Source organism: Nonomuraea aridisoli (assembly GCF_003236395.1).
Classification (GTDB): domain Bacteria; phylum Actinomycetota; class Actinomycetes; order Streptosporangiales; family Streptosporangiaceae; genus Nonomuraea; species Nonomuraea aridisoli.
Genome location: NZ_POUD01000204.1, coordinates 1 through 17,181, shown reverse-complemented (window position 1 = coordinate 17,181; position 17,181 = coordinate 1). Strand labels below are relative to the sequence as shown.

The following is a 17,181-nucleotide window of genomic DNA, read 5'->3' as shown; positions in this document are numbered from 1 at the left end:
GCCCCACGGCCCCCGCCATCCAGGCGATCGGCAGCACGGCGACGGCCAGCGCGGTGGTCGCCACCCCGATCGCCAGCGACGCGCCGCCCGGATCCAGCCCGTACGCCTGCGCGAGCTGCGGCAGCACCGGCTGCGGCGCGTACAGCAGAGCGAACGACGACAGCCCGGCCGCGGCAACGGCGGCGCTGACCCGCCGCGTGTCCACGGAGATCTCTTGGAGAACGACCACACCTCAGAAGCTAAGCAAAGCTAAAAAATACGTCTAATACACAAATGGGCGATAATTCATACTGTGTCGTATGAATCCGACGAAGAGCTGGCCGCCCGCCTGGCCCCGTCCCTCGCCCTGTTGGCCGCCGTCGGCGAGACCGGCCAGGTCACCCGCGCCGCCGAGCTGCTCGGCGTCCCCCAGCCCACCGCCAGCCGCCGCCTCGCGGCGCTGGCGGACGTCGTCGGCGCCCCGCTCGTGCTCCCGGCCGGCCGCGGCATCCGCCTGACCCGGGCCGGCCGCACCCTGGCCGCCGCCTCCGCCCGCGCGCTCGCCGCCGTGACCGCCGCCGCCCGCGAGGTGCGCGAGGAGATCGACCCCGGCAGCGGCCGCGTCGTGCTCGGGTTCCTGCACCTGCTCGGGCGCACGCTGGTGCCGTCCCTCATCGGCGGGTTCCGCGAGCGCAACCCGGGCGTGCGCTTCAGCCTGGCCCAGGGATCGCGTCAGGACATGCTGCGGGCCCTGCGCGCGGGCGAGATCGACCTGGTGTTCGTCGCCCCCATGCCGCTGGACGACCCCGATCTGGTCAGCCGGCCGCTCGCCGACCAGGAGCTGGTGCTGTCGGTGCCGCCGTCCCACCGGCTCGCGGCGCGCGGGCGGGTGCGGGCGGCCGAGCTGGCGGGGGAGGAGCTGGTGACGCTGGAGCACGGGTACGGCCTGCGCCAGATCACCGACGACCTGTGCGCCGCCGCCGGGTTCGAGCCGCGCATCGCCTTCGAGGGCCAGGAGTCGGAGACCGTACGGGGCCTGGTGGCCGCCGGCCTGGGCGTGGCCGTGCTGCCCCGCTCGGACCAGCCGCCCACGGGAGGCATGCGCGAGATCCCGCTGTCGCCGCCGCTGTTCCGCACGATCGGCGTCAGCTGGCCGGCCGGGGACCGCCTCACCCCCGCCGCCCGAGCGTTCCGCGACCACGCCTGCTCCGGCCTGACCGACCTCGGCCCCGGCTTCCGCCCTCCGGCGCCCCGGCCGGACCGGCACCGATGATCATCGGCCAGACTGGGCGCATGACACATGACGGGGATGCGGGCGTGCCCGGGTCGCTGGCGCGGGCGCTCGGGGACGTGGCGGCCGAGCGGGCGGCGCAGGACGCCAGGTGGGGGATGCAGGTCCTGCCCGACGGCACCGGCGCCGACGGCGCGGCGGCCGAGTCCGACCGGGCCCGGCTGGAGACCGAGACGGCCGCCCGGGCCGGGGCGCTGACCTGGCGGCACGTCCTGGCCGAGGAGGTTCTGGAGGCGTTCGCCGAGAGCGACCCGCGGCGGTTGCGGGCCGAGCTCGTCCAGGTGGCCGCCGTGGCGGTCAAGTGGATCCAGGCCCTCGACCGCCGCCCGGCCTCCTGAACCGCCGGTCCTACTGCTCCCTCTTGGCGACGGGCCTCTCCTCGTGCTCGCGGTGCCCGTCGAGCGGGATCTCCTCGCCGCCGTACGCGCGGCTCATCTTCACCCTGAGCCGCCCGAGCAGGGTGCGGGCGTACCTGGGCGGGACGCGTTCGCCGGCCCCCCGGGCCGCGGGCAACATCGGGACGGGCCTCTTGCCGCGCACGTGGGCCTCGATGTCCTCCGACGGGGGCGAGTGCACCTCGATGTACTCGCCGTGCGGCAGCCGCTTGATGACGCCCGACTCCACCCCGTGGCCGATCACGCTCGCGTCCGACCGCTGCAGGCCCAGGCAGATCCGGTAGCTGATGAAGTACGCCAGCGCCGGGCCCACGAAGATCAGCACCCGGCCGATGTACGTCGTCCAGTTCAGGCTGATGTGGAAGAACGTCGCGATCTCGTCGTTGGCGCCGAGCAGCCAGAGCAGCCCGTAGAAGGTGACGCCCGCCATGCCGATCGCGGTGCGGTGCGGGTTGTTGCGCGGCCGGTCGGCGATGTGGTGCTCGCTGCGGTCGCCGGTGATCCAGCGTTCCAGGAACGGATAGAGCACCAGGCCGGTGATGATGAGGCCGAGGGGCAGCAGCGCCGGTATCAGCACGCTGAGCGGCAGCGTGCCCGCGTTGGCCGTGCCGAACATGTTGATCTCCCACGCCGGCATGAGCCGCAGGGAGCCCTCCAGGAAGCCCATGTACCAGTCGGGCTGGGACCCGGCGGAGATGTCCGCCGGGGTGTAGGGGCCGAACAACCAGATGGGGTTGATCTGCGCGAACGTCGCCAGGCCCGCCAGGACGGCGAGCGTGAACAGCATGTACGCCCCCGACTTCGCCATGAAGGCGGGCATCAGCGGCGCTCCCACCACGTTCATGTTCGTCCGTCCCTTGCCCGGCATCTGGGTGTGCTTCTGCACCCACATGAGGATCAGGTGGGCGGTGATGAGAGCGACCAGCAGGCCCGGGATCAGCAGGATGTGCATCGTGAAGAACCGAGCGATGATCACCACGCCGGGATACTCCCCGCCGAACAGGAAGAACGACAGGTACGTGCCGACCAGCGGTATCGACTGAATCACGCCCTGGGTGATCCGCAGCCCGGCGCCCGACAGCAGGTCGTCGGGGAGGGAGTAGCCGCTGAGCCCCTCGAACAACGACAGGGTGAACAGCCCGATGCCGATCAGCCAGTTGATCTCGCGCGGCTTGCGGTAGGCGCCGGTGAAGAACACCCGCAGCATGTGGATCACCAAACTGGCCACGAACAGCAGCGCCGCCCAGTGGTGCATCTGCCGCATCAGCAGCCCGCCGCGTACCTCGAAGCTGATCTCCAGGGTCGAGGCGTACGCCGCGGACATCTCCACGCCTCGAAGCGGCGCGTACGGGCCGTTGTAGATCACGTCGTCCATGCTGGGCTCGTACCAGAAGGTGAGGAACGTCCCGGTCAACAGCAGGATGATGAACGAGTACAGCGCGATCTCGCCCAGCAGGAACGTCCAATGGTCAGGGAAGATCTTGCGCAGGTTGCGCTTGAGAAAGTTCGCGCCGCCCAGGCGCTCGTCGAGAAAGTTGCTGGGCCCGGTGATGAACTTGGGCAACGTGGTCATTAATGGCCTCCCCTGGCCGGACTCCAGCGACGGGGGGAAGCCGGACGGCGCCTCGGCTCTGCCGGATGACTGGTACGCGGCAGTACCAGAGCGTAGTCGCGCGATCGTCATCCGACCCGATGGCTGACCCCGGGCACCGGCAAAGTTTGTGACGTTCTGCCGGATTCGCCGGTGGTGCTATGCCGGTTTCGTCCCGTACACCGCGACGGTGAACGGGCGCGGCGGGGTCGTGAAGACCCGCTCGGTCAGGCGGGACAACGACGCGTGCCCGTCGAGGAAGCGGTGCAGCCGCCTGGCCTCCGGCCACGGGTGCACCGCCACCAGCACGCCGTCGGGCCCCAACAGCGCGCTGAGCTGGTCGGAGGCGCGGCGCAGGCGGTCGTGGCGGCCCAGGTAGTAGAGCGTCTCGGAGCAGAACACCAGGTCGAAGCACGGCTCGGCCTCGTGGGTGAGGATGTCGGCCCGTACGAACCGCACCCGCCCGCCTTCGGGGACCCGCGCCCGCGCCCGCTCCAGCGCCCGCTCCGACACGTCCACCCCGGTGATCTCGGCTTCCGGGTACGTCTTCGCGAGCGTCGCGGTGAACACGCCCTCGCTGCAGCCGACCTCCATGATGCGCCGGTACGGCCGGGCCGGCAGGCTCTCCAGCGTCGAACGGTACTTGTGCTGCTCGTAGTCCTCGGTCGACAACCTCCACGGGTCGGGGGTGCGGTGCCACCAGTCGAAGTAGCGGCGCAGGAGCACGCCCTGCCCCTGGGGCGACAGCAGCGACAACGTCCGGAAGAAGGTGCGGTGCAGGAGCTCGGGCAGGCTTCGCATGCGGCCTCTCTCGGTCGGCACGGGGGAGTCCCGGCTGGGCGGGCACGTGGTCGCCGAGAGGGCATGCCCGCTCCGGGCCGGGGTGAAGCGTGATCACTCCGAAGTCGCGCCGGGGGCCGCGGGCGTTACGCCAACGTGTCGCGCAGCTCCCGCTTGAGCACCTTGCCCGAGGCGTTCTTCGGCAGCTCCGGCACGAACACCACCCGCTTGGGCACCTTGAACGCCGCCAGCCGCTCCCGCAGGAACGCGGTCAGCTCCTCGGCGCTCACCTCCGCGCCCCGCCGCGGCACCACCGCCGCGGTCACCGCCTCGATCCACCGGTCGTCCGGCAGCCCGAACACCGCCGCCTCCGCGACCCCCGGATGCTGGTAGATCGCCTCCTCGACCTCGCGGCTGGCGACGTTCTCGCCGCCGGACTTGATCATGTCCTTCTTCCTGTCCACCACCGACAGGTAGCCGTCGGCGTCCATGACGCCGAGGTCGCCGCTGTGGAACCAGCCGCCGCGGAACGCCTCGGCGGTCTTGTCCGGGTCGTTCCAGTAGCCGAGCATCGCGTGCGGGCTGCGGTGCACGATCTCGCCCACCACGCCCGGCGGCACCGGCTCGTCCTGGTCGTCCACGATGCGGGTCTCCACGTTCAGCGCGGGCCGGCCGGCCGAGCCGAGCCGGGTGAGCTGCTCCTCCGGGCGCAGGATCGTGGCGACCGGCGCCATCTCGGTCTGGCCGTAGAAGTTGAACAGCCGCACCTCCGGCAGCCGGGCGGCGATCTCCTTCAGCACCTCCACCGGCATGATCGAGGCGCCGTAGTAGCCCTTGCGCAGCGACGACAGGTCGCGGCGGTCGAAGTCGGGGTGGCGCAGCAGCGAGATCCAGACGGTGGGCGGGCAGAAGAGCTTCGTGGCGCGCTCGCCCTCGATGGTGGCCAGGATCGCCGCCGGGCTCGCGCCGGGCAGCACGATGTTGGTGGCGCCCAGGTAGAGGCCCGGGGTGAGGAAACAGTGCAGCTGGGCGCAGTGGTAGAGGGGCAGGGCGTGCACCTCGACGTCGTCGGGGCTCATCTCGCCGTCCACCATGCAGGTGACGTACTGGGCGATCAGGCTGCGGCTCGACAGGGTGGCGCCCTTGGGGCGCGACTCGGTGCCGCTGGTGTACATGATCTGGATCGGGTCGTCGTCGGCGACCTCCACCCGCGGCTCGGCGTCGTCGTCGTGCGACGACCATGTGGTGAACGCCTCCCAGCCGTCCCGCGCCGCGCCGATCACGCCGCGTACGGACACCCGCGCCGTGACCGCGGCCTCGGCGACCGGCAGCAGCGCCTCCTCGACCAGCATCCCGCTCGCCCCGGAGTGCTCCAGGACGTACGCCACCTCCTCGGCCCGCAGCATGAAGTTGATCGGCACGGAGATCGCCCCGAGCCGGGCCAGCGCCAGGTACGCCACCACGAAGGCGTGGTTGTTGTGGCTCAGCACGGCGAACCGGTCGCCCTTGGCCACGCCCCGCGCGGCCAGCGCGTTGGCCGTGCGGTTCACCGCCCGGTCGAGGTCGGCGTAGCTCTGCCGCAGGTCTCCGAAGACGATCGCGGTCTTGGCGGGGTGACGGGCGGCCGAGCGCCGCAGGAGGTCGCCGAGGGAGTGCTGACGGATCAAAGCGGGCACCCTTCATCCGGGCAGAACGATATTCGGGCGGTGTTATTCGGGCGATAGTAACGCCCGCGATCACCCTCCGAACACCCCCGCGAGCCGCCGATAGGAGTCGAGCCGGCGATCGAGGTCGTAGGTGTTCATCGTGACCAGCACCTCGTCCGCGCCGGTGGCCTCGACCAGCGTGCCGAGGGCGACGGCGACCTCACTCTCCGTGCCGTTGATCCGGCCCTTGAGCGACTCCTCCAGATACGCCCGTTCCCGCTCGGTCATCTCGGTCCCCGCGACCTCCTCGGCCGGGATCAGCGGCGGGAAGACCCCCGCCGTGCGCGAGCGGACCGTGGACCACGCCTCGGGCAGCTGCAGCAGCGCCGCCTCCCCGGCGCTCGCGCCGACCGCGACGTCCGCCGCCACCATCACGTACGGGCGCGCCGCCCATCCCGACGGCCGGAAGCCGGCGCGGTAGCGGGCGGCGGCGTCCACCGCCCGCGGGCCGCCCCCGATCACCACGGGCAGCCCCAGCTCCGCGGCGATGTCCGCGCCCGCGCCCATGGCCAGCACGAACACCTGCGGCCGCAGCCCCTCGGCGGGCAGCGCGTGCACGCCGGGGTGGGCCGTCGGCGTGCCGGTGAACCAGCCGAGCAGCTCGCCGAGCTGGTCGGCGAACCGGTCGGCGTCGTCCTTGCCGTGGCCGAGCGCCCGGCGGATGCCGCCGGTGAACCCCACGGAACGCCCGAGCCCCATGTCGATGCGCCCCGGATACAGCGACTCCAGCACCCCGAACTGCTCGGCGACCACCAGCGGGCGGTGGTTGGGCAGCATCACGCCGCCCGTGCCGACCCGGATGCGCGAGGTCGCCGCGGCCACGGCCGCCGCCAGCACGGTCGGCGCCGACCCGGCCGCGCCGGGCACGCCGTGGTGCTCCGACACCCAGAACCGGTGGTAGCCGAGTTCCTCGGCCTGCCGCGCGAACCGCACGGTCTCGCGCAGTGCCGCGGCGGGGTCCGAGCCCCGCCGCACGAGCGAACGATCCAGAATCGAGTACGCGGTCACGTCCCGGTGCAACGCGCCTCGCCCCCGGATCAATCCACCGGGTCCCCGGGGATGCCGTCGTAGAAGGCGCACAGGCGCGCCATCAGCGCGGCGTCCTGCCGCAGCGGCACGCCGTCCACCTCGCCGACCGGCGTCACGCCCCAGGAGTTGCAGAGGAACACCTGGTCGAACCCGGACAGGTCGGCCACCTTCAGCGGACGCCGCTCCTGCGGCACGTCCATGCGCCGCAGCAGCGCCATCGTGACGCCGGTCAGCATCGGCGCGTCCGGCCAGACCAGCCGGCCGCCGGCGAACCCGCCCACGTTCGTGATGGCGCCCTCGCTGATCAGGCCGTCCTCGGTGGTGAGCAGCGCCTCGCCGAAGCCGTCACGGGCGGCCGTCCGCAGGATGTGGGCCTGCTGGAACCCGCCGGCCTGTTTGATGTGCGGGAGATAGCGCTGGTAGACGACCGAGCGCAGGCGCAGCGGCCCGGCGAGCGGCGCGTGCGGCGGCCCCGCGGTCGCGACGACCCGCGGCCGGTCGTGCTCCAGGACGTACACCCGCACGCTCGCGTCGCGCTCCTCGCCGAGGACCGCGCGGACCGACTCCAGCACCCTCGTGTGGTCGAGCTCGGCGTCGAACAGCTCACGGGTGGCGCTCCGGAGCCGTTCGAGGTGCAGCTCCAGCCCGCGCACCCGCCGATCCCTGACCTGCATGGCGGTGAAGTGGCCGTAGCGGGCGTCCAACGCCCAGCGCGACTGCGCGTCGTCCACCGGCCTGCCCTCGATCACGGCACGTCGCATCACGGCCACCTCCTCACGTTCCGATCTACCGTAGGGCCCGCTATCGGTACAAGCCGACCGACCAGTCGACCGGCCGGTTGGTGTGCTCTCCCCAGAGCCCGAGCTGCCCCGTCACGGTGACCCGCTTGCCCTTGGGCACGTCGAGCGGGATCGCCCCCCTCGGGAACGGGCCCTCCTTCCAGACGTCGCATCCCACCGTCGAAGGATTCTCCACGCCGTCAATCCGGAACCTGAACCACATCCGGTCGGCCAGGTCGCCGGAGCAGAGCCGCTCGAGGCCGATGCTGCCGTCGCTGCTCACGCCCTCGAAGGTGAAGGTCGAGTCCCGCGGCCACACGCCCGACGTCGAGGCGGCCAGCCTCATCTCACCCGCCCGGTCAGGGAAGGCGCGGACCGGTTCGGGGAAGACCGGCCGGGCCGGCGGGGTCCACTCGTAGACCGCGAGGCCCCAGTCGGCCGGCCGCGGCGTCGCCGTCTCGCACGGCCCCGTCTCGTCGAGGCACTTCCAGCCCATGTCCGTCATCTCGAACGTGATCGTGACGTCGTGGACGCCCGGGGGCACGGTCAGCGGCCACAGCGCCCGCTCCGGGCGGCACGGGGAGAACCCGGGCGGTCCGGTGCGGTTGCCGTTCACCAGGACCCGCACGTCCAGGCTGGCGAACCGGCCGTCGCACACGGCGCCCACGTCCAGCGGCCGGCCGGAGACCGGGACCGTCACCGACGCCCGCCGCACGTCCGGCCCGAGCGAGGTGAGCGCCAGGCGGCGGTACGGGGTCCCGTCCGGCGCCGTGAACCGCTCGGGCAGCGCCTCCCGCACGGCCGCCGCCGTCGTCTCGTGGGAGGGCGGCGGCGCCGCCACGCCGGGCACCAGGACCGCCGCGGCCACGGCCGCCGCCACGGCCGCCGCCCCCGCCATCACCCGCCGGCGTCGCCGCATCCTGCGGACGCGGGCGTGGATCTGGTCGTGGCGGTGCGGGTTCGCGGGGGACGGGCCGCCGGCGTGCTCGCGCAGCACGTCCCGCAGGTCTTGCACGCTCATGGGCGCAGCTCCTTCACGATCGTCTCGTCCACGCGCAGCTTGGCCAGCGCCTTCGCGGTCTGGCTCTTCACCGTGCCCTCCCCGCACCCCAGCAGCCCGGCGACCTCGGCCACCGGCAGGTCCTCGTAGAAGCGCAGCACGACCACCGCGCGCTGCCTGGCCGGAAGGCGGCCGACGGCCTGCCACAGGCCGTCGTCGCGGCCGTCCCCCGCGTCGTGCGCGGGGGACTCGGGCAGGTCGTCGCTGGGCAGCTCCCCGCGCCAGCGCCGCCGCCACCACGAGACGTACGTGGTCACGAGGACCTTGCGCACGTACGCCTCGGGCTCCTCCACCCGGGGCCAGGCGAACCACGCCTTGGCCAGGGACTCCTGCAGCAGGTCCTCCGCGACGTCCCAGTCCCGGGCCAGCAGGTACGCCGTGCGTAACAACCGATCCGACCTCGACACCACGAAGTCCTGAAATATCGCCCTATCCGCCACCGGGATGCCTCCTGACACGAGCCGGCCTGCCGCTAATGACGCGGTGACCGGCCCGCCGGGTTGCCCCGCGGCTCAGGCGTCCGCGGCGCGCCCGATCGTGTACGGGGCCAGCTCGCCCAGGCCGCGCACCGACAACCGGTTGACCTCGCGCAGCCGGAAGGCCCGGTCGCCCTCCAGCTCCTCGGCCAGCTGCGGATCGGCCAGGATCGTGCCGGGCAGCGACAGCGCGGTCAGCCGGCTGGCGAGGTTGACCGTCGTGCCGAACACGTCGCCCATGCGCCAGATCACCGGCCCGGACGCCAGCCCCACCCGCAGCTCCGGCATGTCGCGCCCGCGGGCGTGCGTCTCCACCAGGCGCAGCGCGATCTCGGCCGCCACGTGGGACTTGTCGGCCACGAACAACACCGAGTCGCCGAGCGTCTTGATCACCCGCCCGCCCGTGGAGGTGACGATGTCGGCCGAGCGGCCCTCGAACCTGTCGACCAGCCGGGCCAGCTCGCTCGCGGTGATCTGCCGGCTCAGCCGGGTGAACGCCACCAGGTCGGCGAAGCCCACGGCCAGGCGTACGGAGCTCATGTCCTGGTCGGCGATGCGGCCCGCGGCGGCGGCGAGCTGGCGCTGCCAGGCGTAGACCAGCAGCCGCGCCAGGTCGGGCACCACCCGCTCGGCCCGCCGCCGCCAGGCGCGCGGGCGCTCGGCCAGCGGCACGCCGGCCTGGTCGAGCGCCTCCGCGCCCAGCTCGGCCTGCGACTCGGCCAGCCGCGCGGTGGCCCGGCCCAGGGAGCGCGCCATGAGCAGGACGTGCTCCTCGTCGTAGACGCCCGAGGTCACCATGCCGAGCAGCGTCCTGAGCGCCTCGACGTCGGAGTCGGTGAACTCGACCGCGTCGTCGGGCACGTTGGGGAAACCCAGGGCACGCCAGAACCGCCGCGCACGATAGACCGGCACCCCCGCCATCTCGGCCACCTGGTGGCTGGTGTATCGCCGCGGCTCGCGCAGAAAGGCCTCCGCCAGCCCGTCCCCGTCGCGCGCCACGGGGGCAACATAACACCCTGTGGGCCAGGTCACTTCTACGGGCCGGTCAGTCCAGCAGGGCCCGCAGGACGCCGCGTTCGGCGGCGGGGACGTAACCCGCGTAGTAGTCGTACATCGCCTTCCTGGACAGCCGCGCCGCCAGGGGGCCGTCGCCGAGGCGGATGGCCGCGATGACCTCCTCGTGGTGGCGGATGCTCTGCCGCATCAGCGCGTCCCGGTCGCGGGCGCCCGCCAGCTTCTCGGCGATCAGCCGCACCACGATGGAGCGCACGACGTCGGTGCAGATCTGGATGAGCTTGTTGCCGCCCGCCCGCGCCACCGCCTCGTGGAAGGCCACGTCGGCCGCGCTGAAGGCGTCCTCGCCCAGCTCGAGCGCGGCCCGCATGCGCGCGACCGCCGCCGCCATCTCGGCCAGCTGCTCGTCGGTGCGCAGCCGCGCCGCCAGCAGGATGGCCGCCGAGTCGAGCACCATCCGGAACTGCACCAGCTCCGCCAGCGACAACTCCTCCACCCGCGCCAGCGTGGTCATCGACTTGTGCAGCGCGGCCGGCGTGAACGGCAGCACCTCCGCACCGTTCGGGTCGCCCGGCCGCGACTGCACCAGGCCGCGCGCCTGCAGCACCCGCAGCGCCTCACGCACCGTGGAGCGGCTGACGGAGAACTGCACCATCAGCTCACGCTCACTCGGCAGCCGCTCGCCCGGTGAGAGAACGCCGCTCTCGATGGCCTCCTCGACCTGCTCCACCACCCGCTCGTAAGCGCGTACGGCCCGTACGGGCTCGAACCTCGGACCACTCACGTCATGCCCCCTTGACCCGAGCCGTCGCCGACTGGCAATGTGCGTAGCCTACTGGTCCGACCAGTGCACTAGCCAGGAGGCTGTAAGAGATGAGGCGCATCGGGATCTGGATCGCCGTCGGCGGTCTCCTGCTCAGCACCGCGGCCTGCGGCGGCGGCGACGCCGGTACCGGCGGCGACGGCGGCGCCCCCGCGGCCCAGACGCTGTCCGTCGGATTCGTGGCCGAGCCCGCGAACCTCGACTTCACCTCCACGGAGGGCGTCGCCATCCCCCAGGCACTGCTCGTCAACGTCTACGAGGGCCTGGTCAAGCTCGACCAGAACGGCGAGATCGTGCCGCTGCTGGCCGAGAAGTGGGAGGTCTCGGACGACCGCAAGTCCTACACCTTCACCCTGCGCAAGAACGTCACCTTCAGCAGCGGCGCGCCGTTCACCGCCGACGACGTGGTGTTCTCGCTGGAGCGGCTGAAGACGGACTGGAAGCTCAAGATCGCCGCGCAGCTCGACGTCATCGACACGGTCGAGAAGACCGACGACTCCACCGTCGTCGTCACGCTCGAGCGCCCGAGCAACGGCTTCCTCTACACGCTGGCCACCAGGCTCGGCGCGATGTTCAGTCGCACGGGCGTCTCCGACCTGGCCAACAAGCCCGTCGGCACCGGCCCGTACGTGCTCGGCTCGTGGCGGCGCGGCGACTCCATCGAGCTGAAGCCGAACCCGACGTACTGGGGCACGAAGCCGTCGGCGTCGTCGGTCACGCTGAAGTACTTCAAGGACGCCACGGCGATGAACAACGCGCTGCTGACCGGCGGCATCGACGTCATCTCCAACGTGCAGGCGCCGGAGTCGCTGCAGCAGTTCGCCGACCCCAACCGCTTCCAGACGATCGAGGGCACCACGAACGGCGAGGTGGTGCTGTCGATGAACAACGGCCGGCCGCCGTTCGACGACAAGAAGGTGCGCCAGGCCGTCCGGCACGCCATCGACCACCAGGCGCTGCTCGACACGGCCTGGGCCGGGCGCGGGCAGCTCATCGGCTCGATGGTGCCGCCCACCGACCCCTGGTACGAGGACCGCACCGGCGACTACCCGTACGACCCGGCCAAGGCCAAGGAACTGCTGGGCGGCAAGACGTACGACGTCAAGATGCGCATCCCCAACCTGCCGTACGCGGTCAACAGCGCGCAGGTCGTCAAGTCGCAGCTGGCCCAGGTGGGCATCAACGCGGAGATCGAGCCGCTGGAGTTCCCGGCGCGCTGGCTGGACGCGGTGTTCACGCAGGCCGACTACGACCTGAGCATCATCAGCCACGTCGAACCCCGCGACATGAACATTTTCGCCGATGAATCGTACTATTTCCGGTACGACAATCCCGAGTTCGGCGAACTCCTCGCCGCCGCCGACGAGGGCACCGAGGAGGAGCAGACGGAGCTCCGCAAGCAGGCGGCCAAGCTGCTGTCCGACGACGCCGCGGCCGACTTCCTCTTCCTCATGCCCAACCTGATGGTGGCGAAGAAGGGCATCACGGGGCTGCCGAAGAACGCCATCTCGGAGTCGTTCGACTTCACCGGGCTCGCCAAGCAGTGACCAGACCTCGAGCATGACGCTGTACCTCCTCAAACGGCTGGCGGTGCTCCTGGCGAGCACCGCCGTGGCCGCCGTGGTGGTCTTCGCCTTCATGGCGCTGCTGCCCGGCGACCCGGCCGAGATCGCGCTCGGCGTCAACGCCACCCCCGAGGCCGTGGCCGAGCTGCGCCGGCAGTTCGGCACCGACCGGGCGCCCGTCGCGCAGTTCCTCGACTGGGCCGGCGGCCTGCTGCAGGGCGACTTCGGCACCTCCTACGTCACCACCGCCCCCGTCGGCCCCCAGATCGCCGACCGGCTCGGCGTCACGGCCGTGCTGGTGCTCGGCGGCATGATCCTCGCCCTGGTGATCGCGGTGCCGCTGGGCACGTTCGCCGCCGTCCACCACCGCAACCTGCTCGGTGCGGCGATCAGCGCGGTCAGCCAGGTCGGCATCGCGATCCCCGCCTTCCTCGCCGGCATCCTGCTCGTCTTCGTCTTCGCGGTGCAGGCGCAGGCGCTGCCGTCCGGCGGCTACGTGCCGATCTCCGAGAACCCGGCCGAGTGGCTGCGCAGCCTGCTGCTGCCGTGGTCGTCGCTCGGGCTCGTGCAGGGCGCGGTGCTCACCCGCTACGTCCGCAGCGCCGTGCTCGACGTGATGCGCGAGGACTACCTGCGCACCGCCCGCGCCAAGGGCCGCGGCTCGACCGGCGCCCTGTGGCGGCACGGCCTGCGCAACGCCTCCATCCCCGTGGTCACCGTGCTCGGCCTGCAGCTGGCCACGCTGCTCGTCGGCGCGGTCGTGGTCGAGCGGGTCTTCGTCGTCCCCGGGCTCGGCGACCTGCTGCTCAACGGCGTCGCCCAGCGCGACCTGCTGCTCGTCCAAGGCGTGGTGATGGTGCTCGTGGCAGCCGTCCTGCTGATCAACTTCGTGGTGGACGTCGCCTACCACCTGCTCGACCCGAGGCTGCGATGAGAGGCCGGATGAACGCCGGGCTGCTCGTCGGCGGCGTGCTCGTCGGGATGGTCGTGCTCGCGGCGCTGGTGTCGTTCTTCTGGACCCCGCACGACCCCACGCTCGTGGACGCCGCCGGCAAGCTGCGCGAGCCCGGCGACGGCTACCTGCTCGGCGCCGACAAGTTCGGCCGCGACACCTTCAGCCAGCTCATGGTCGGCGCCCGGACCACCCTCTACGTCGGCATCGTCGCCGTCGGCATCGCCGCGGTCGTCGGCACACCGCTCGGCATGGCCGCCGGGATGACGCCGCGCGGCTGGCTCTCCGAGCTCATCATGCGGGTGAACGACCTCGTGTTCGCCTTCCCCGCGCTGCTGCTGGCCGTCATGCTCGGCGCCGTCTACGGGGCGGGCACGCTCACCGCGATGATCGCGATCGGGGTGGCGACCGTGCCGGCGTTCGCCCGCGTCGCCCGCGCCGCGACGCTGCAGGTCATGGTCACCGACTACGTGCTGGCCGCCAGGGCCGCCGGGCGGCGCCGTCCCGCGATCGCCTTCCGGCACGTGCTGCCGAACATCGGCTCCGTGCTCATCGTGCAGGCGTCGGTGTCGTTCGCGATCGCGATCCTGGCCGAGGCGGCGCTGTCGTTCCTCGGCTTCGGCACCCGCCCGCCGACGCCCTCGTGGGGGCGGATGTTGCAGGAGTCGCAGGAGCTGCTGTTCTCCACCCCGCGCCTCGCCCTGTGGCCCGGCCTGGCCATCGCGCTCGCGGTGCTCGGCTTCAACCTGCTCGGCGACGGCCTGCGCGACTTCCTCGACCCGAAGCTCAGGAGGATCCGTGCTGAAGGTTGACGGGCTCACCGTACGCGCCGGCTCCGTGGAGCTCGTCCACGACGTGTCGTTCGCGATCGGGCCGGGGGAGCGGGTCGGGCTGATCGGCGAGTCCGGGTCGGGCAAGTCGCTGACCGCGCTGTCGCTCATGGGCCTGCTGCCCGAGGGCGTCGCCGCCTCGGGGACGGCCCGGCTGGGCGACCGCGACCTCGTCGGCGTCCCCGAGAGCCGGATCAAGGAGCTGCGCGGGCGCGAGATGTCCATGGTCTTCCAGGAGCCCATGACCGCGCTCAACCCCCTCATGCGGGTCGGCGCGCAGGTCGCCGAGGTCATGACCCTGCACGGCAGAGCGCGCCGGGAGGCCCGCGCGCGGGCGGTCGAGCTGCTGGAGCGCGTCCGGCTCTCCGAACCCGCCCAGATCGCCCGCGCGTACCCGCACCAGCTGTCCGGCGGGCAGCGCCAGCGTGTGATGCTCGCCATCGCGCTGGCCAACGAGCCCGGCCTGCTCATCTGCGACGAGCCCACCACCGCGCTCGACGTCACCGTGCAGAAGCAGATGCTGGAGCTGATCGCCGAGGTCGCGCCCGCGCTGCTGTTCATCACCCACGACCTGGCCGTCGTCGCCTCCGTCTGCGAACGCGTCCTGGTCATGTACGGCGGCCGCGTCGTCGAGTCGGGCCCCATCCGCGAGGTGTTCGCCCGCCCCCGCCACCGCTACACCGAGGGCCTGCTGGCCGCCTCGAAGCTGACCCCGCGCGGCACCCGGCTGCCCACCATCAGCGGCAGCGTCCCCCCGGCCGGGCGGTTCCCCGACGGCTGCGTGTTCAGGAACCGCTGCCCGCACGCGACCCCGGCCTGCGAGACGGCACCGGAGCTGACAGGAGACGGACATGCCTTCGCATGCTGGCACCCCGCTGATTGAGGCGCGCGGCCTCACCCGCGTCTACCACCGGCCCCGCTCCTCGCTCACCAAGCCGGGCGCCGCCGTCGAGGCGCTGCGCGAGGTGTCGCTGACCGTGGGCCGCGGCGAGCGGTACGGCATCGTCGGCGAGTCCGGCTCCGGCAAGTCGACGCTGCTGCGCCTGCTGTGCGGGCTCGACCGGCCCACCAGCGGGTCCATCCGGTTCGACGGCCGCGAGATCACCGGGCTGCCCGAGCGGCGGCTGCGTTTCCTGCGCGAGAACCTCCAGATCGTCTTCCAGGACCCGATGAGCTCGCTCGACCCGCGCATGCGCGTCCGTGACCTGGTCGCCGAGCCGCTCGTCGCCCTCGGCCTGCCGGTCGGCGGCCGGGTGGCGGAGCTGCTGGAGGCCGTCGGGCTGCCCGCCGAGGCGGCCGAGCGCTACCCGCACCAGTTCTCCGGCGGGCAGCGGCAGCGCATCGCCATCGCCCGCGCGCTCGCGCCCCGGCCGAAGGTGCTGGTCGCCGACGAGCCCGTCAGCGCCCTCGACGTCTCCGTACGCGGCCAGATCCTCAACCTGCTGGCCGACCTCGTCGACGAGCTGGGGCTGACGCTCGTGTTCGTCTCGCACGACCTGTCCGTGGTGCGGCACGTGTGCGAGACCGTCGCGGTCATGAGCGCCGGGGAGATCGTGGAGACCGGGCCCGTGGACGACGTCTGGGCGGCGCCCGCCCACCCGTACACGCGGGCGCTGCTGGCGGCCGTACCGACTCTGGAGGGGTTGTTGTGATCGACGTCGATGCCGACGGGGTGGTGGCGTTCACCCAGGCCCTGGTGCGCATCCCCAGCACCAACGACCCGGCGCGCGGCCGCGACGAGCGGCCCGCCGCCGAGCTGGTCGAGGCGAAGATGCGCGAGTGGGGGTGGGACCCGGTCGTGTACGAGGCCGCGCCCGGCCGGCCCAACGTGGTCGCCGTGGTCGAGGGCGGCGGCGGTGACGGGCCGACGCTGATGTTCGAGGGCCACACCGACGTCGTCACCGAGGGCGACCTGTCCACCTGGACGGTCGACCCGTTCGGCGGCGAGATCCGCGACGGGCGGTTGTGGGGGAGGGGCAGCGCCGACATGAAGTCCGGCCTGGCCGCCACCCTCTACGCCACCCGCGCCCTGCAGCTGGCCGGGCCGTTCCCCGGGCGGATCAAGGTGTGCGCGCTGGCCGACGAGGAGGGCCTCATGATCGGCGCGCACCACTTCGTCTCCGAGGGGCTGGCCGCCGGCGTGGACGGCGCCATCGTCGCCGAGCCCGAGGCGGGGGAGATCTGCGCCGTCGCCAAGGGCGCCCTGCGGCTGCGCGTCGACCTGACCGGCAAGATGGCGCACGGCGCGATGCCGCAGCACGGCCGCAACCCCATCCCCGCCGCCGGCGCGCTGCTCGCCGGCCTCGCCGCCCTGCAGGACGAGCTCCAGGCGCGCCACCCCGCCCACGAGCACCTCGGCGAGGTGTACGTGACGCCGACCGTGCTGCGCGCCGGCTCCGAGGAGCAGGTGAACGTCATCCCCGCGGTCGCCTCGCTCTTCGTGGACGTGCGCACGATCCCCGGGGTCGAGCACAAGGACGTCGCCGACCGGGTGGCCGCGCTCGCCTCCGGCCCCGGCATCTCGGCCGAGGTGTCGGTGCTGGTGGACCGGCCGCCCGTGGACGTCCCCGTCACCGCGCCGGTGGTGGCCGCCCTGGCCGCCGCGCACCGGGCCGTCACGGGGGAGGAGCCCGTGTACGGCGGGGTGCCCGGCTCCACGGACGGCACCGTGCTGACGCACTGGGGCGGGATCCCGTCGGTGGTGTACGGGCCCGGCGGCAAGTGGATCGCGCACCAGTCGGACGAGTACGTGGAGGTGGCGGAGATCGTCCGCTGCACCCGCGTCTTCGCCGAAGCCGCCCGCCGCTTCCTGACCGGCGACTTCTGATGCCCGATCCGGGAACGCTCCCCGACATGGGCCCACTTGTCACAGCCGCCGGACACCCAACCCACCCGAACCTCACACCACTGA

General features: G+C 72.5%; 17 protein-coding genes and 1 pseudogene. 8 read left to right on the top strand and 10 right to left on the bottom strand.

The genetic code is table 11. From position 1 onward, the window contains the following. A pseudogene (locus C1J01_RS34440) lies at window positions 1–229 on the bottom strand (hypothetical protein); the annotation flags it as partial. Window positions 230–292: 63 nt separating this feature from the next. Between C1J01_RS34440 and C1J01_RS34435 the strand changes: the two are divergent. Continuing rightward, window positions 293–1,252 carry a LysR family transcriptional regulator gene (locus C1J01_RS34435; RefSeq protein WP_111183147.1) on the top strand — a complete coding sequence of 320 codons (960 nt, stop codon included), beginning with the start codon at window positions 293–295 and terminating at the stop codon, window positions 1,250–1,252. A 20-nt stretch (window positions 1,253–1,272) separates the two neighbouring features. Next, entirely contained in the window at window positions 1,273–1,608 is a 336-nt protein-coding gene (locus C1J01_RS34430; protein WP_111183150.1) for a hypothetical protein, read from the top strand. A 10-nt stretch (window positions 1,609–1,618) separates the two neighbouring features. Here C1J01_RS34430 and qcrB read toward each other — a convergent pair whose 3' ends face one another. From qcrB to C1J01_RS34385, 9 genes are all read right to left on the bottom strand, one after another. After that, a complete protein-coding gene (qcrB, locus tag C1J01_RS34425) occupies window positions 1,619–3,238 on the bottom strand; it encodes a cytochrome bc1 complex cytochrome b subunit (protein ID WP_111183146.1) in 1,620 nt (539 codons plus the stop codon). Window positions 3,239–3,415: 177 nt separating this feature from the next. Next, on the bottom strand, window positions 3,416–4,057 hold the full coding sequence (locus C1J01_RS34420; protein ID WP_111183145.1) for a class I SAM-dependent methyltransferase: 642 nt from the start codon (window positions 4,055–4,057) through the stop codon (window positions 3,416–3,418). A 125-nt stretch (window positions 4,058–4,182) separates the two neighbouring features. Beyond that, a complete protein-coding gene (locus tag C1J01_RS34415) occupies window positions 4,183–5,712 on the bottom strand; it encodes an acyl-CoA synthetase (protein WP_111183144.1) in 1,530 nt (509 codons plus the stop codon). A 60-nt stretch (window positions 5,713–5,772) separates the two neighbouring features. Continuing rightward, a complete protein-coding gene (locus tag C1J01_RS34410; RefSeq protein ID WP_111183149.1) occupies window positions 5,773–6,750 on the bottom strand; it encodes an LLM class flavin-dependent oxidoreductase in 978 nt (325 codons plus the stop codon). 29 nt (window positions 6,751–6,779) lie between these two features. After that, on the bottom strand, window positions 6,780–7,532 hold the full coding sequence (locus C1J01_RS34405) for an aminotransferase class IV (RefSeq protein ID WP_111183148.1): 753 nt from the start codon (window positions 7,530–7,532) through the stop codon (window positions 6,780–6,782). A 40-nt stretch (window positions 7,533–7,572) separates the two neighbouring features. Continuing rightward, window positions 7,573–8,571 (bottom strand): hypothetical protein, encoded by a 999-nt coding sequence (locus C1J01_RS34400; RefSeq protein WP_111183143.1) that lies wholly within the window; start codon window positions 8,569–8,571, stop codon window positions 7,573–7,575. Then, window positions 8,568–9,050 carry a SigE family RNA polymerase sigma factor gene (locus tag C1J01_RS34395; protein ID WP_111183142.1) on the bottom strand — a complete coding sequence of 161 codons (483 nt, stop codon included), beginning with the start codon at window positions 9,048–9,050 and terminating at the stop codon, window positions 8,568–8,570. Before C1J01_RS34395 ends, C1J01_RS34400 begins: the two co-directional genes overlap by 4 nt. Window positions 9,051–9,122: 72 nt before the next feature. Next, window positions 9,123–10,085: an adenylate/guanylate cyclase domain-containing protein gene (locus C1J01_RS34390; protein WP_111183141.1), complete on the bottom strand. Its 963-nt coding sequence runs from the start codon at window positions 10,083–10,085 to the stop codon at window positions 9,123–9,125. A 46-nt stretch (window positions 10,086–10,131) separates the two neighbouring features. Beyond that, window positions 10,132–10,884: a FadR/GntR family transcriptional regulator gene (locus tag C1J01_RS34385; RefSeq protein ID WP_111183140.1), complete on the bottom strand. Its 753-nt coding sequence runs from the start codon at window positions 10,882–10,884 to the stop codon at window positions 10,132–10,134. Between the two features lie 89 nt (window positions 10,885–10,973). Between C1J01_RS34385 and C1J01_RS34380 the strand changes: the two genes are divergently transcribed. From C1J01_RS34380 to C1J01_RS34355, 6 genes are read left to right on the top strand one after another with little or no spacing between them, the layout of a single operon-like run. Then, window positions 10,974–12,470, top strand: a complete 1,497-nt coding sequence (locus C1J01_RS34380) for an ABC transporter substrate-binding protein (protein ID WP_111183139.1) — start codon at window positions 10,974–10,976, stop codon at window positions 12,468–12,470. Between the two features lie 13 nt (window positions 12,471–12,483). Beyond that, window positions 12,484–13,422 (top strand): ABC transporter permease, encoded by a 939-nt coding sequence (locus tag C1J01_RS34375; protein WP_111183138.1) that lies wholly within the window; start codon window positions 12,484–12,486, stop codon window positions 13,420–13,422. A gap of 8 nt (window positions 13,423–13,430) precedes the next feature. Further along, the gene (locus tag C1J01_RS34370) at window positions 13,431–14,252 is read left to right on the top strand and encodes an ABC transporter permease (RefSeq protein ID WP_235854857.1); all 822 of its coding nucleotides are present in this window, start codon (window positions 13,431–13,433) and stop codon (window positions 14,250–14,252) included. Next, complete coding sequence (locus C1J01_RS34365) at window positions 14,239–15,153, top strand: ABC transporter ATP-binding protein (RefSeq protein WP_111183136.1); 915 nt, start codon at window positions 14,239–14,241, stop codon at window positions 15,151–15,153. Before C1J01_RS34370 ends, C1J01_RS34365 begins: the two co-directional genes overlap by 14 nt. Beyond that, entirely contained in the window at window positions 15,122–15,922 is an 801-nt protein-coding gene (locus C1J01_RS34360; RefSeq protein WP_111183135.1) for an ATP-binding cassette domain-containing protein, read from the top strand. The genes C1J01_RS34365 and C1J01_RS34360 overlap by 32 nt, the downstream gene beginning before the upstream one ends. Further along, entirely contained in the window at window positions 15,919–17,097 is a 1,179-nt protein-coding gene (locus C1J01_RS34355) for a M20 family metallopeptidase (RefSeq protein WP_111183134.1), read from the top strand. Before C1J01_RS34360 ends, C1J01_RS34355 begins: the two co-directional genes overlap by 4 nt. Window positions 17,098–17,181 lie beyond the last annotated feature (84 nt).